General features: G+C 29.8%; 18 protein-coding genes. 14 read left to right on the top strand and 4 right to left on the bottom strand.

Annotation, left to right across the window (positions count from 1 at the left end; genetic code table 4):
- Positions 1-288, bottom strand: a 288-nt coding sequence (locus tag P695_RS0102920) for a hypothetical protein (RefSeq protein WP_028126773.1), incomplete at its 3' end; no start/stop codon positions are given.
- Positions 289-350: 62 nt separating this feature from the next.
- Here P695_RS0102920 and P695_RS0102915 point away from each other — a divergent pair.
- From P695_RS0102915 to P695_RS05490, 13 genes are all read left to right on the top strand, one after another.
- On the top strand, positions 351-812 hold the full coding sequence (locus tag P695_RS0102915) for a hypothetical protein (protein ID WP_146063647.1): 462 nt from the start codon (positions 351-353) through the stop codon (positions 810-812).
- Positions 813-1,891: 1,079 nt separating this feature from the next.
- On the top strand, positions 1,892-2,056 hold the full coding sequence (locus P695_RS06110) for a hypothetical protein (protein WP_156922733.1): 165 nt from the start codon (positions 1,892-1,894) through the stop codon (positions 2,054-2,056).
- Positions 2,057-2,565: 509 nt separating this feature from the next.
- Positions 2,566-3,189: a uracil phosphoribosyltransferase gene (upp, locus tag P695_RS0102905; RefSeq protein ID WP_028126771.1), complete on the top strand. Its 624-nt coding sequence runs from the start codon at positions 2,566-2,568 to the stop codon at positions 3,187-3,189.
- Positions 3,190-3,267: 78 nt separating this feature from the next.
- Positions 3,268-3,681: an MG406 family protein gene (locus P695_RS06415; RefSeq protein ID WP_146063646.1), complete on the top strand. Its 414-nt coding sequence runs from the start codon at positions 3,268-3,270 to the stop codon at positions 3,679-3,681.
- Positions 3,682-3,697: 16 nt separating this feature from the next.
- Entirely contained in the window at positions 3,698-4,555 is an 858-nt protein-coding gene (locus P695_RS0102895) for a F0F1 ATP synthase subunit A (protein ID WP_035026337.1), read from the top strand.
- 75 nt (positions 4,556-4,630) lie between these two features.
- Complete coding sequence (atpE, locus tag P695_RS0102890; protein ID WP_420855366.1) at positions 4,631-4,888, top strand: ATP synthase F0 subunit C; 258 nt, start codon at positions 4,631-4,633, stop codon at positions 4,886-4,888.
- Between the two features lie 25 nt (positions 4,889-4,913).
- A complete protein-coding gene (gene atpF / locus P695_RS0102885) occupies positions 4,914-5,450 on the top strand; it encodes a F0F1 ATP synthase subunit B (RefSeq protein WP_028126767.1) in 537 nt (178 codons plus the stop codon).
- A 3-nt stretch (positions 5,451-5,453) separates the two neighbouring features.
- Positions 5,454-6,005, top strand: a complete 552-nt coding sequence (locus P695_RS0102880) for a F0F1 ATP synthase subunit delta (protein ID WP_028126766.1) — start codon at positions 5,454-5,456, stop codon at positions 6,003-6,005.
- Between the two features lie 18 nt (positions 6,006-6,023).
- A complete protein-coding gene (atpA, locus tag P695_RS0102875) occupies positions 6,024-7,601 on the top strand; it encodes a F0F1 ATP synthase subunit alpha (protein WP_028126765.1) in 1,578 nt (525 codons plus the stop codon).
- Entirely contained in the window at positions 7,601-8,452 is an 852-nt protein-coding gene (atpG, locus tag P695_RS0102870; protein ID WP_028126764.1) for an ATP synthase F1 subunit gamma, read from the top strand. The genes atpA and atpG overlap by 1 nt, the downstream gene beginning before the upstream one ends.
- 9 nt (positions 8,453-8,461) lie before the next feature.
- On the top strand, positions 8,462-10,096 hold the full coding sequence (gene atpD, locus P695_RS0102865) for a F0F1 ATP synthase subunit beta (RefSeq protein ID WP_240005801.1): 1,635 nt from the start codon (positions 8,462-8,464) through the stop codon (positions 10,094-10,096).
- A gap of 2 nt (positions 10,097-10,098) precedes the next feature.
- Positions 10,099-10,398 (top strand): FoF1 ATP synthase subunit delta/epsilon, encoded by a 300-nt coding sequence (locus P695_RS0102860; RefSeq protein WP_028126762.1) that lies wholly within the window; start codon positions 10,099-10,101, stop codon positions 10,396-10,398.
- 458 nt (positions 10,399-10,856) lie between these two features.
- Positions 10,857-11,684, top strand: coding sequence for an ATP-binding cassette domain-containing protein (locus tag P695_RS05490; RefSeq protein ID WP_051437368.1), 828 nt, complete (start codon positions 10,857-10,859; stop codon positions 11,682-11,684).
- Here the strand turns inward: P695_RS05490 and P695_RS0102850 are convergent.
- Positions 11,646-12,242: a hypothetical protein gene (locus tag P695_RS0102850; protein ID WP_028126761.1), complete on the bottom strand. Its 597-nt coding sequence runs from the start codon at positions 12,240-12,242 to the stop codon at positions 11,646-11,648. The genes P695_RS05490 and P695_RS0102850 overlap by 39 nt on opposite strands.
- Before the next feature lie 7 nt (positions 12,243-12,249).
- On the opposite strand from P695_RS0102850, the gene P695_RS0102845 reads away from it, so the two are divergent.
- The gene (locus tag P695_RS0102845) at positions 12,250-13,461 is read left to right on the top strand and encodes a hypothetical protein (RefSeq protein WP_028126760.1); all 1,212 of its coding nucleotides are present in this window, start codon (positions 12,250-12,252) and stop codon (positions 13,459-13,461) included.
- A 62-nt stretch (positions 13,462-13,523) separates the two neighbouring features.
- Here P695_RS0102845 and P695_RS05485 read toward each other — a convergent pair whose 3' ends face one another.
- Complete coding sequence (locus tag P695_RS05485) at positions 13,524-14,504, bottom strand: 5'-3' exonuclease (RefSeq protein WP_104207567.1); 981 nt, start codon at positions 14,502-14,504, stop codon at positions 13,524-13,526.
- Positions 14,505-14,882: 378 nt separating this feature from the next.
- Positions 14,883-15,479 carry an IMPACT family protein gene (locus P695_RS0102835; protein ID WP_028126759.1) on the bottom strand — a complete coding sequence of 199 codons (597 nt, stop codon included), beginning with the start codon at positions 15,477-15,479 and terminating at the stop codon, positions 14,883-14,885.
- Between the last annotated feature and the right edge of the window lie 38 nt (positions 15,480-15,517).

The following is a 15,517-nucleotide window of genomic DNA, read 5'->3' as shown; positions in this document are numbered from 1 at the left end:
ATGTTCAAGAATTTCATTTTTTTGTTCTTCTGTTAAATCATTAATAATTTGGGGAATATCAGAGTCATCTCTTTTATTTAGTCTTCCTGAACCTTTTTTACTTTTAAATGCTTCCATACCTAAATTATCTAATAATTTTGCTTTTTTTCTAATTCAACGTCTAAGTTCTTTTAAATTTGGGTTGTGTTTTCTTATCTTTAAGTATGATTTTACAGCATCACTTATTCCCTGTTTTTTATATATTTCTATAACATTAATTCATTGTTGTTTAGTTAGTTGTTTTGGCATAAAAAATTCCACACTTTCTTTTTTGATTGTGTAGAATTATTTTTTCCGTGTTTACTATTGAGGTGCTAAAAAAACATATTAATCAAGCTGAGGATTTAACTATTGATCTAGGTCCATTAAATGATAATCAAAAAGCAACCATTATTAATGCATTTATTCAACAAAACAGAGGTAAGGGTGTTGATATTGGTGATATCGAAATCATAAACGAACCAGACACCACTAGTGCGACAATTGGTGTGAAAACTACATTAAACACTCATAAAGGTAGTGTGCAAGTTAATTATCAAGTTCGTAAAACTATTAGCACAATTTCAGGACTAGACTTAGATTTGGGACAATTAAATGATAATCAAAAAGCAACCATTATTCAGGAATTTATCGATCAAAACCCTGATAAAGATTTACTTGCTAGTGATTTAGAAATTCAAACTTATCCAAGTGGTGATTCTGCAACAATAAAAGTAAAAACCGATTCAGGAACTCACAAAGGTGAAGTAATTGTAACTTTCACAACTGAATAAAGAATGTAAATTGGTGAACTACCAAAAACTTATTCATCAGTAAATTACGATTATTTATCTTTATTAATTTAAGAAATCAATGGTTTAAAAGCCATTGATTTCTTTTTAAAAATTTACTTTTTAATGATTTTTGGTTTATTTTTTGATTGGTATATTTGATTACAAACCATCATTTAACCCCTATTTTATGGTGGTTTTTATGGTTGAAACTTGATTTTTGATTATCTTGTTGGTTATATGTTTAATTTTTTCACCAACATACAAAAGTCTAAAATTAAATTAATTACTAAAAACTGAAATAAATTAAATAAAATTTGTCAAAAATAAAGCACATTTTTAAGGGTTAAAGATCACCACTTTAAAATTAAGCGGTTTGAAAACTAGGAAATAGAAATCAATAAATAGAGTACTAGATATGCAAAAATGTTTCATAAATAGGCAATAAACTAATGTTTTGTTAAATAAAAACAGGTGAAATATAGTAAATAAAAAACTAAGAATATAACTTATATTTAAGCATTTCAGAGCGCACATTATTAAAAAAACATCCTTATTATGAGTATTCAGAATTAAATTTAAAACTTATAAGATTAATTTTTGATTGGTTTTTGATTGGTTTCTTTTGGTACCAACCACCACTTAACCCTTATTTTATGGTGATTTTTTTGGTTTTTGATTGGTTTTTGATTATCTTTTGGTTTGGAGACTAACTCTTAAATGAAGCAAGTAAAGGGGTGAAAAAACAAAAATACTAAAGCTAAATTCCTATGTTTTTATTTGCTTATTTAGGTTGTTCTTTCATCATTTCAATAAGTATAAAGTTTAGTTAAATTAATATCCAAAACTAGAGTTAGGGGTTTAAATAACTCATTAGTGATGGTCTATCTTTATTAAATATTAAAATGCAGTTACTTAAATTTTAAAAGACAAAGAATAAGTAATTAGTTAACAATAATTTAAATTAATGTCGAATCATTGTATTTTAAATACGTATTTATGGGGGTTAAATGACGATTAAGCTGGGTATGAAAAGAAATAAATGTGGATCTATCTGTTTCACCCTTAGTTAGTGCTAATAGATGTCATTAACTAAACTAATCAATCGAGAAGAAGATGAAGAAGCATTATTTAATGCAAACCAGGACTATCATTTTTGATCACCAATAACAGAAATGCAAAAACAAAATTTCAATAAAAAAAGGATATCAAGTTTTTTTGATATTGGACAAAATATGTTTTTTTAGTCCGTTTTTCAATGGCTATTATGACATAAAGAGATAGTTTTTGATTTGATATTTGATTGATTAAATTTTGGAACAATCACCATTTAACCCTTATTTTATAAGGTTTTTTATGGTTTTAATTTGGTTTTAATTTGATTTTTGATTTTGCAATCGGTGATTAATTTCAATGATAAAAAGATTTTAGTTAAAAAAACTTATTTTACAACTTTTAACGAAATAAAGGCTCATTTTTGTTTCTTAACCATTAAGATCTAAAACATCAAAACAATGCAGTAATATTCATATAGCTTATAGGTATTGATTATTTTTATACCATGAATTTTATTCACCTCATCTAAAGTTTTTTATTTTTTTGAAGAAAGCAATGATTAAAAAAACACAAAATTGATTATTAATTTTAGACCCAAAATCTTAATCAAGATTTTAAAAAATAAAATTAAATTTAAAGAATAATTTGTTTGTAGTTGGGTTTTTATTGTTTTATGATTAAACAGAATAAGGAGAAAAAAATGGCTTTTACAGAATTCAAACATCCATTAATTTTGGACAAACTAACAAGAATGAGAAAATCAGATACCTCAACAAAAGATTTTAGAGAAAACCTTAATGAAATTGCTGGGCTAATGGTTTATGAAATTGCTCGTGATATTCCGGTAAGCAAAATAAGCATAAATACACCGATGGGTAAAACTTATGGTTTCACGATTGACATGCCAGTTGTGATTGTGCCAATCTTAAGAGCTGGGTTAGGAATGGTTAGCGGGATTCAACAATTAATCCCAACTGCTCGTATTGCTCATATTGGTTTATATCGTGATGAAGAAACTTTAAAAACACACCAATATTTCGCTAAAACCACAAAAGACATAACTGAAGCTTATACTTTAATTGTTGATCCAATGTTAGCTACTGGAGGGAGTGCCATCACTGCCATTGACATTGTCAAGAAATGGGGTGCTAAACAAATTAAGTTCATTTGTTTAGTGGCGGCTCCTGAAGGGGTTAAGGCTTTACAAAAAGCTCATCCCGAAATTGAAATCTATGCAGCAGCATTAGATGAAAAATTAGATGAGAAAGGATATATCGTTCCAGGTCTTGGTGATGCTGGGGATCGAATCTTTGGTACTAAGTAGAATAAAAAACTATGGAAAATAGAAGTAATATGCTATTTATTTTTTTGTTTTTAAAAACATAGGAGTATCATTAGATTAATGGAGTGAGTGTATATGAATAATTTCATTCATAAAGTTGGAAATTTGTGAACTAACAAAAAGTGAAAAATAATTCCATATATTTCACTTTTTACATTAGTGGCAATAGTAGCATTAGTTTTGACTATCTTGGTTGGAGTTAAAACTATTGGCTGAAATTGAATAACAGGTTTTACTTTGGGATTAATTTTTGCTTTTATAGGAATTTATGTTGTGATTTTCGCAACTAAAAAATTAATTAGCACAGAGAATTATTTTCTATACTATTTCTTTTATGTTTTAAGAATTGGTATATATGCTGCTCCATTAATAATTGGATTTTTAATCCCAACACCCATTTTTAACTGAATAGGAATTTTACTTGGTTTAACACCAATCATTTTGATTCCTTTATTTAAAAATGAAATTTTGTAAACAGGAAGGAGATAGTATGCAATTGAATTTTTTGGCTGGTCCAAATCTATTTGGTGGCATGTGAGATGTTCAAGTCCAATTGCTTTCAATTTTTTTAACAACTTTGATTATTTGCATTATATCAATTATCTATAATGTCAAAATTCGTAATCACAAAGTTGGTGAGCACCTAAGTGGTTTTTTAGTTTTAATTGAAATGTATGTTGGCTCAATTGAAAATATGGTTGTTTCAATCATGGGTAAAAAATATCGTAAACTCACACCATATGCTTTATATTTAATTAGTTATATTGTAGTGTCATCAATGACATCCTTAATCGGAATTGAATCAGCCATGACTTCTTACACAGTGACTTTATCAATGGGGTTTGTGACATTTATTTTTATTTATTATTTCGGATTCAAATATCAAAAACTTGCTTATTTGAAAAGATATATTAACCCAATTGAATTGATCACTCAATTTACCCCATTAATTTCCATCTCTTTCCGTTTATTTGGGAACTTATTAGGTGGAGCAATTATTATGGGTCTTGTCTATGCCTTAGGAATAGGCATGCAAGCTAGTTGGGGTGGAGGAGATATCGATGTCATTTGAGATCCCCACAATCCAGGATATTGAAAAGCACAACAAGATTACTTTTGATCGGGATTCAATATTCTCACCACACTGTTCACACCTTTCTTCCACTTATACTTTGATATGTTCGATTCGGTAATTCAGTCAATTGTCTTTACGATGTTGACGCTGTCATATTGATCGGAGGCAATGGGTGAACATGGAGAATCATCTGATATTGAGAGAAATGTCATCGAAACAGATAAAAAATTATTTAAAACAAAACAAGAAAAGACACAAGTTGTGTCAATTTAAAAGGAGAACAAAATGTTATTAACAGATTTTATTACAAACGTTTATGCTAATGTATTTAGCTCATTCTTGGTTATTATGCCAAACTTATATGCAGAAATGAGTGTTGGAGAGGGATTAAGATTCCTTGGAGCTGGAGTTGCTGCTATTGGAATTTTAGGAGCCGGAATTGGACAAGGAGTTGTTGGACAAGGAGCTTGTTTGGCAATTGGTCGTAACCCAGAAATGGCTTCAAAAATTACTTCAACAATGATTATTGCCGCTGGAATCGCAGAATCAGGAGCTATTTATGCTCTAGTTATTGCCATTCTATTGATTTTCGTTGTTGGTGGATAGAAAACTAATTTAAAGGAGGAAGAATATGGTGCTAATCAATCCGATACTCGCTACAACAGCGGGTGTCCCAGATGTTATTGGTTTATTATTCCCTAATATTCCAAACTTTATTGCGCACGTTCTTGCAACAATCGTGATTGTGCTAGTTTTATCAAAATTAGTTTACAAACCATTTAGAAAAGCAGTTGATGCTCGTCGAGCAAAAATTAATGAATTATTAAATGAGGTTGTTGAAAAACAAATTCAAGCAAATAAAGATCGCAAAGAAGCTGAGCAATTTTTAAAAGATGCAAAAAATGAATCTTTAACTATTATTAAAAATGCTCGTTTGGATGCCAATTCACAAAAAGCTGATATTTTAGAATCTGCCAATATTGAAGCGACAAACTTACAAAATCATGCCAAATCTTCAATTATTCGAGAAAGAGAAAAAGCGCAAGATGAAATCAAACAAACAATTATTGAAACAGCAATGTCAGCCGCTTCTAAAATTTTAGAAGAAAACATTGATGAAGAAAAAAACAAAAAAATTGTTGATGATTTTATCAAGAACTTAAAATAACTTATGATTTTAAACGAAAGTGTAATTGATAGTTGAGGAGAAGCTTTAAAAAGAATTGCGATCCAAACTAAACAGGTTGATCGCTTCTTACAGGAATCTAACGTGATTATTGAAGCTTTAAAAGATAAAGAAGATTTTGTAAAAATATTAACAATTCAGAACCCTGAATTTGAAAAAAAGAAAAAAGAAATTATTGATGAAACATTCACCCAAAACGGTGTGAATGAATATTTCATCAATGCATTTAAAATATTATGTGATGAAGGAACATTTAGTTATGCACGTTGAATTTTAAAAAACATGCGTAAAAAATTACTTAACCTACAAAATATTATTTTTGGTGTTGCTTGATCAACCACACCATTAGATGAAAAACAAATTAATGAAATGCAAGCCAAGTTAACTAAAAAATTTGATAAAGAAATTCATTTAGTTAATAAGATTGATCCAAAATTAATTGGTGGGGTAATGATTTCAATTGCCAACCACATTTATGATGGTTCAATTAAGGGTCAAATTGATCAAATTAAAAACCAAGTGTTGGGTAAAAAGTAGAATGAGAGGACAATTATAATGCCTTTAAAAATTAAAGAAATTTCTGAAATTATTGAAATGCAAATTAAGAATTACGGAAAAAAAGTTGTGGAATCTGAACAAGGAACAGTTGTCACAGTTGGTGATGGTGTTGCTTTAATTTATGGTTTAGACAAAGCAATGATGGGTGAATTATTGATCTTCCCAAATGATGTTTATGGAATGGTTTTAAACCTTGAAGAAGGTGCTATTGGTTGTGTGATTGTCGGAGATGATTCACTACTTAAAGAAGGCGATATTGTTCGCCGTACTGAAAAAGTTGTTGAAACACCAGTTGGTGATGCGATGATTGGACGTGTTGTGAATGCACTTGGGCAACCAATTGATGATAATGGTCCAATTAAAACAACTAAAAGTCGTCCAGTAGAAAAAATTGCCACTGGAGTTATGGCTCGTAAATCAGTTGACCAACCACTTGAAACAGGATTGTTAGCAATCGATGCCACAATCCCAATTGGACGTGGTCAACGTGAATTAATTATCGGTGATCGTCAAACTGGAAAAACAGCTATTGCTATTGATACAATCGTCAATCAAAAAGGAACTGGTGTGAAATGTATTTATGTTTCAATCGGTCAAAAAGATTCAACAATTGCTCAAGTTGTTGAAAAACTAAAAGCACATGGTGCCATGGCGTATACAACAATTGTTAATGCCGGAGCTAGTGCAAGTGCACCTTTACAATACATCGCCCCTTATACAGGTGTAACAATTGCTGAAGAGTGAATGGAAAATGGTGAAGATGTTTTAATCGTTTATGACGACCTATCAAAACATGCGGTTGCTTATCGTGAAATGTCATTACTATTACGTCGTCCACCAGGACGTGAAGCGTACCCAGGGGATGTTTTCTATCTCCACTCACGTCTTTTAGAAAGAGCTGCTCGTTTAAATGATAATTATGGAGGTGGTTCAATTACCGCACTACCAATTATTGAAACACAAGCAGGAGATATTTCTGCTTATATTCCAACCAATGTGATTTCAATTACTGATGGGCAAATTTTCTTATCAACTAACTTATTTAATGCTGGAGTTCGTCCGGCGGTGAATATTGGATTATCTGTTAGTCGTGTTGGTTCATCAGCACAAATCAAATCAATTAAACAAGTTGCTGGAACTTTAAAATTAGAATTAGCACAATACTATGAATTAGAATCGTTTGCTAAATTTGGATCAGATTTAGATGAAACAACCAAAGCAACTCTTGATCATGGGAGTCGCATTATTGAAATATTAAAACAAAAACAATTCTCACCACTTGCTCAAGTTGATGAAGCGATTTTATTATTAGCAATTAAAACAAAATTAATCAAATGATTAGGTGTGAATCATATGCAAGATTTTAAAATCGAATTGTTATCACATTTCAAAAAAGATGCTCAAGCAACAAAATTAAGACAAAAATTAGAAACCAACCAAGCTTTTGATGATGAATTAACAAAACAAATTACTCAAGAAATTGGTCAAGTAGTTCTTAAACTAACTAAAGCAATTCATGAATACCAACCAACCAACTATGGAACTCAAGAAGAGTTTGATAAACTAGGTAAATAATGGCAAATTTAAGTGGTTTAAAAGCTGAAATCCAAGCTGTTAAAGATATTGGTAAAATCACCAATGCTATGCAATTGGTGGCAACTGCTAAATTACGTAGAGTTGGTAAAAAAGTTGTCCAAACACAAGAATATGTTGCTGAAGTTTATAGTGTGTTTAATGAAATCATTAAACAAACTAAAGATTCAATTTATTTATTGAAACCAGGACAAGAAATTAAAAAAACATTATGAATTGTTATTAATTCCAATTTGGGTTTAGCTGGTGGGTATAACTCAAACATTAATAAAATGGTTTTTTCAAGATTAAAACCCAATGATGAAATTTTTGCAATTGGAAGTAAGGCAATTTCATTTTATAAAAATCGTAAAGTTCCTATTCGTCACACATTAACTAATGTCGATGTGAATTTTACAAGTACTGATGCCCAAAAACTTGGCCAACAAATTATGGAACTTTTCACTAATAAAGAATTTGATCAAATTAATTTAGCATATACCAAATTCATCAATAATGTTACTTTTGAACCAACAACATTAACATTGTTCCCGATCATTAAAGATGAAGAGGTAACCAAGAAAATCCAAGCAGAAGTTCAATTTGAACCATCAGCACAATTAATTTTAGAAACAACTGTGAACTTATATTTAAATACAGTTTTATATGGAACAATTGTAGAATCACAAGTTTCAGAGCAAGCCTCAAGAAGAATGGCGATGGAAAATGCAACAAACAATGGTAGTGATTTAGTACAAAATTTAAGTATTAAATATAACCGCGCAAGACAAGGTGCAATTACTCAAGAGATTAATGAAATTGTGTCTGGAGCAAATGCTCAAAATGATAAATAGGAGAAAGATATGGCAAAAACAACAACAAAAGTTAGCGAAGTAAAAAAACCAGTTCAAGCTAAAAAACCAGTTGCCAAAAAAGAAGCGGCAACTAAAAAAACAACAACAGCTAAAAAAGCTCCTGTGAAAAAAGAAGCATCTGTTAAAACAACAACAACCAAAACAACTACTACTAAAAAATTAGTTGCTAGCAATGGTGCAAAAATTATTGCCCAAAATTTTGATGCCAACAAATACAAAAATAAAAATGTTGGAAAAATTGTCCAAGTTTTAGGACCAGTTGTCGACGTTAAATTTTCAGAAAAAGACATCCCAGCTATTTACAATGCATTAGTTGTCAATAATCATGGTGTTGAATTAACTCTTGAAGTTGAACAACATATTGGAGATGAAGTAATTAGAACAATTGCCATGGGACCAACTGATGGATTAATTAGAGGTCAAGAAGTAATTGATACTGGTTCTGCAATCACAGCACCAGTTGGGAAAGCAGTTTTAGGAAGAATGTTTAATGTGACAGGTCATCCAATTGATGAAAAACCTGAACCGATTACACCAAGAAAACCAATTCATCGTGATGCACCAGCATACGATGAATTGGTGACATCTGCTGAAATTTTAGAAACAGGAATTAAAGTGGTTGATTTAATGGTGCCGTTTGCTAAAGGTGGAAAAGTTGGTTTATTTGGTGGGGCAGGAGTTGGTAAAACTGTCTTGATTCAAGAATTAATTAATAACATTGCTAAAGCACACAATGGAGTTAGTGTCTTTGCTGGAGTTGGCGAAAGAACTCGTGAAGGAAATGACTTGTATCATGAATTTATCGAAGCCGGAGTTCTAGACAAAACTTCATTAGTTTTTGGACAAATGAATGAACCACCAGGAGCTCGTATGCGTGTGGCTTTAACTGGTTTAACAATTGCTGAACATTTCCGTGATGAAGATAATATGGATGTTCTATTATTTATTGATAACATCTTTAGATTTACTCAAGCAGGATCAGAGGTATCAGCCTTATTAGGACGTATGCCTTCAGCTGTTGGGTACCAACCAACTTTATCAACTGAAATGGGAGCATTACAAGAACGTATTACTTCAACTAAAAAAGGTTCAATTACTTCAGTGCAAGCAGTTTATGTGCCAGCTGATGACTTAACTGATCCAGCCCCAGCAACAACCTTCACCCACTTAGATGGAAGAATTGTGCTTGATCGTGGGATTGCCTCACTAGGAATTTATCCAGCCATTGACCCACTAGCATCATCATCAAGAATGCTTGATGCTGGAGTGATTGGAGACGAACATTACAATGTAGCCACAACAGTTCAAACAACTCTTCAAAAATACAAAGAATTACAATCAATTATTGCTATTCTTGGAATGGATGAATTAAGTGAAGAAGACAAGTTGATTGTTAACCGTGCTCGTAAAATCCGTAACTTCTTATCTCAACCATTCTTTGTTGGGGAAAAATTTACAGGAAGACCTGGAGTTTATGTCAAAGTTGCTGACACAATCCGTTCATTTAAATCAATTTTAAATGGTGAATGTGATGAAATTCCTGAAGTGTTATTTATGAATGCTGGAACTATTGATGAAGTTTTTGAAAGATTCAACGCCCAAGTCAAAATGCAAAAAGGATAATTATGGGAATCAAATTAAAAATAGTGACCCCAAATGGTATCTTTATTAATGATAAAGAAGTTGATATTGTTAATGTTCAAACCATTGATGGTGATATGGGAATTATGCAAAACATTATCCCAATTGTTTCAGCTTTAAAAATTGGAACTTTAAGCTATCGTGTGAAAGGTGTGCCAACTTATGTTCATGTCCATCGTGGCATTGTCAAAACTGATGGTATTCAATGCAAAATCATTACTGAAAGCTTATACTTAGTTGATGCTCAAAAGAATAGAATCGATACACCAGATCATCTTGATTAGCCTTTCGTTATTGAAATGTATAAAATAAAATTAATTTAAGAAATTTTAAGAGATTTTTAAAAGAAGGCTGCAGCCTCCTTTTTATTTTTTAGATATTTAATTCATAAGTATTAAATATCTAAAAAACAAGATCTTTATCACCGAGGCATATTGATTAAGAACTTATTTAAAAAATTTAAAAAATTTAAAAAATTTATTAATTTCAAAATTCTTAAGAATTTTGGCAAATAAGAAACACAATATCCTTTTTTTGATGAAAAATTTGTATTTTTTTGGTCAAAATCCCAAATTTAAGGGCAAAAATTGTTTTTTTTATCAAAAAAAGTCATATTTTTAAATTATGTATTTTTTTGTAAAAAAGATAAAATTACACAATGAGTGCACGAGACACTCTCGAGAAAGGAACAAAAAAATGTACAAATTATTATATGCAGGGATTCAACTGAAAGTAGGTTCAATTGAATTATTCTAAAAATAATGATCCAATAATTGAATTTAAAAATGTTGCAAAACAATTTAAAAACACTAGAGGAATTAAAGATATTTCCCTTTCAATAGTTAATCCTAACAATATTGTTGGATTAATCGGGAATAATGGAGTTGGTAAAACTACTCTTTTAAAAACACTTTTTAGAGAATATGCCATCCAAAATGGGAGTATTTTCATTAAGGGTGAACCTTTATCAAATAAGCATTTGAAAAAAATGGCTTTTTTCCCTGACCAAAACAACTTTCCTAAACATTTTAATATTATTGAATTTGCTAAATTTTCAGCTGAATTAAAAGGGATAAAATACAAAGTATATAAAGACAAATTAGAACAACTTATTGATTTTTTAAAGTTAGGAGAATTAAGAAAAAGCAAGTTCGCCAATCTTTCGACCGGACAGCAAAAAAGAGCTCTACTTTTAAGTGTGTTAATTACAAAACCAGAAATTATTGCTTTGGATGAACCAACAGCTAATTTAGATGTTGAATCAAGAATTGAATTTCATAATATATTGAGAATTTTAGCTAAAGAATTAAACATTTGTATTATCATCACAAGTCACATCATTGATGAGATGGAGAACTTGATTAATAAAGTTGTTCTAATTAAAGAAGGAAAAGTTGTTTATGATAATAATTATTCACTTGAAAAAGATGGTAAATTAGAAAAATTATATAACAATTACATTGTTTTGAACAAAGTTCAAAAAAAGAATGGCGAAAGCAAAAAAGAACAAGCCGATTCATATGCTTCAGCACTAGTTAACATTTTTAAGAAAAATGAGGAAGAGAAATAAAATGAAGTTACCAATTTTTAAATATTTCTTTAAATCGACGCTAAAATCAAAATTTCTATTAATTAGTTCTGGTGTAATCGGTTTGACTTTTTTAGTCATATTAGTTATTTTTACATTTTCATTGCAAAGTAATTCTAGTACATTGAATGCCAGCCCTTCAGCGCTAAGAATAATTCTATTTGTAATTGGTATTTTGCAAATAACTGTAATTAATACATTTGTGTTTGCTAAATATTTTTCAAATTCCACAAAAGATGGGACAATGAGTTTAGAAATTAGAAGTGGTATTTCTAAAACGCAAATGTTTTTTCAAAGAATTTTACTTTCTAAAGTTTGAACGGTGTCATGATACTTATTTTTTTCCTTAATGATAGTAATTTTTGCCATAGCTTCACCTTCTGATCCATTCAAAATATTATTATTCAACTTATCTCTCGGTTTCATTGTTGTTTTTCTATATGATTTATTTTTAACAGCAATTTTATCATTTGTCTCATCATTTGGTTCAACTGTAATTTTAGGAATTTTATCCACTTTAGTATTATTATTGGGTGTCATCACGCCAATGGTTCCGGAATTGGTTAGAATAACTGACAAAACAGGTTTAACAAATTATACAACACAAGCATATAGAGACCATGAAACTTTCCTTATTTCAAATAAGGTTCGAAACTTAGCTAAAAAATATGAAAAACTTGAACATAAAAGTTTCACAAATACTATGTTGAAATCTTATGTTGGTTTATCAGAAGCGATTGTTAAGGTTCGTCAGTATGTTCCAGTAGACACTCCGACAACACTAGAACAAAAGGAAATTTATGCTATTGCCTTATCTGGTTTGTTAACAGAATTTTCCCAAGGAATTATAAAACAGGGTGTTAAGTATGAATATGAAAATGAAGAAGAAATCAATAGAAATCCTATTTTAAAATATTTAAACAATGTTAAAAAACTACATGATTTAGGTAAGGAGCCCTATAATTTTGCTAACCATTATGGACAAAACACTTGGACTAAAAGTTTTTATTATAACAAAATTGGTCATGGCCCAAATGAAACTTTTGTCTTTAATTTTGATTCTAAATTTGGATTTAATAATCTTATAAAAGAAATTCCTAATAAAATAGAAAATCAAGAAGGATATAACATGGATGAAATAAAAGAATTTAATGAAATTATTAACCAAATAGTCAAAGAATCTTTTATTAATTTTGATGCACGATTACCAATTGATGATATTCAAAACTGAACTAATTGAGTATTTGAAGTTGATAATCAAGCCAACAACAAGAATGAATGATTAGAATATGTAAATATTTCTATTGGTGCTCGAATGTATCAAACAGCATTTATTAAAGCAATTAATTCACCTATTAATTTACCGTTACCTAATAAAAATAAAGATAATTCATACCCATATACTTTAGATGAATATTACGAAAAAGTCAGAGTACAATTATATGCGAATCCTTGGACAATGTTTGACACCATCTTAACTAGTAATTATTATGGTGGTGATATTTTAGGTAATAAAATCGCAATGACTTCTATGAATCAACCATGAATAAATGATGAAATTATTCTTAAAAAGAACACAGCAAAACCTAAAAAAGATGAAGGTGATATCTTCAACTCAATCGATGACGGTTTTGCAATTGAATTAGAAATTAAAGGTAAAATTTTTAATCCCTTTCTTGCAATTGGTGTTTATGCATTAATTTTTATTATTTTAATAATGGTTTCTTACTTAACTTTTAGAAAAACTATGAAAAAATAAAAAACTAAAAATAAAGCTAAAAAAGGAGCAAATCAATGCTCCTTTTTTAGCTTTATTAAATGCTATTCAGCATTTTTATTTTGGCATTTTTTGACTCAAATAGCATCGGCATTGCCTTTTTTTACTTGAGGTTTAAATTCCTTTTTCTTAATTTCTTCAATCTTTTTTAAAGCACTACCTGTGAAAGCTCACATCTTGTGTTTTTTCAAGAAAGTTAAATAACCATATCAGTTAACCTTTAGAGGTCTTAGATCAATTCGACCTAAATTTAAGTTTCTTTGGATTGTGGCAATTCTTTTGTTTAAAAGAATTTGTTCTTTATTTTCAACAAATTTTTGTGCTACATTAGCAGGCAACTCATCAATGTGTTTATACACATTTTCAATAGTGCCATATTTTTTCAAGATGCTTGTTGCTGTGTTGTAGTGTAAGCACTTAATTCCTTTAATGTTGTCTGATGAATCTCCCATCAAACTTTTTAAATCTGGAACTTGTGCTGGTTCACAACCAATTTTTTCAATAACATCTCTAGTTTCAATAAATTCTGGTTTTTCTTTTTTACTTGTTCTTGTAATAATTTTTGTATTGTCGCTTACTAATTGAAAAGTATCTTTATCGTTTGAAAGAATGTGTACATTATAACCGAGTTTGCATGCAATGTTCACAATTGTGCCCATCACATCATCACCCTCATATTCTTCTTTTTCATATCACGGAATTCTTGCTGCTGTTAGAAACTCTCTTATTATTTGCATTTGCGGAATTAATTCCTCTGGAGTATCTTTTCTTTTGGCTTTGTATTCAGGATATAAGTCGCGTCTTCAGCATCCATTTCCAACGTCAAAGGTCACTATGATAGTGTGGTAAATTCCCATCTCTATTAAGCTATTTATTTTGGCTACAAATGTGTAGATGGCGTTAATTGGAACACCATCTCTGTTAACGGCAAGAGTTTTACGTTTTAATGATCCATAAAATCCTTTATGTAATAAATGATACCCGTCGATTAGTAAAATCGTACGTTGTTCATTGTCTATTATCATTTTGCTTCCTTACTATGATATTGTATCACTTTAATTGAAAATGAAAGTACTTTCCTAACTAAATTAAACTTCTTTGTTATTTTTAATTATGAAAAATTTTTTTCATTTTTCTCATAACTAAATTAACATTACTTTAATGTTTTAAAGACTAATTTATAGTTTTGACCCCCTACATTAGATGTCATTTTCTTCTTTAAATTGGTGAACTTTATCAACTTATAATAAATTATTTAAAAGTTCAATACCCAACATAAAGTATCTACCTTTAAATATTTCAACAAGACTATAATCTCATTGATTTAAATTAAAGGCATACACAAGAAAACCCCTAATCAATAGATAAGGTTTAAAATCCTTATCTGAATTTATTTTACCTTTTTAGTTGGCTGATTGTAAGAAAATACTCATAATTTCTAAATTAATTAAACTGAAATTTTCATTATCAAAAAGTCGGTCATTTTGATAATGAAAATTTAAAGTGACATGTTCAGCAAATTCACGAGTCAAAACTTCAATTTTTGCTCTTCTTAAAAAATTTTCTAAATTTTTTAAATCAGTAATCCCGACATCAACACGATATGCAAAACCTTTGACCATTTCAATTAATTCGATGTCTTTGATTGGTTTGCTTGCTGCTTGACTATAAGCACGAGCTAGTGGACCAGCACCCAGTTTAATGCCCCCAAAATAACGGACGACTAAAATACAAAGATTGGTTAAATTATTTTTTTCAATAACATTTAAAATTTGCTTACCAGCCACCCCACTTGGTTCATGATCGTCACTCATCCCGATGATAGGAAAAGTAATCCCAATTTTATAAGCATAACAATTATGGGTGGCATCTTGTTGGGAATATGTTTTTAAAAATTGGTCTAATTCATTTCGAGAAGTAACTTTGCCAATGATTGTAATAAATTTAGATTTTTTAATTTCAGAAGTATTTGTATAAAAATCGTTCTTAATCACCAACATAGTCTCTCCTTTTAATGAATATTTTACTTAATTATTTT

It is taken from the genome of Williamsoniiplasma lucivorax ATCC 49196, assembly GCF_000518285.1.
In the GTDB taxonomy this organism is placed as follows: Bacteria; Bacillota_I; Bacilli_A; order Mycoplasmatales; family Mycoplasmataceae; genus Williamsoniiplasma; species Williamsoniiplasma lucivorax.
This window is presented reverse-complemented; position numbering and strand designations above follow the sequence as displayed.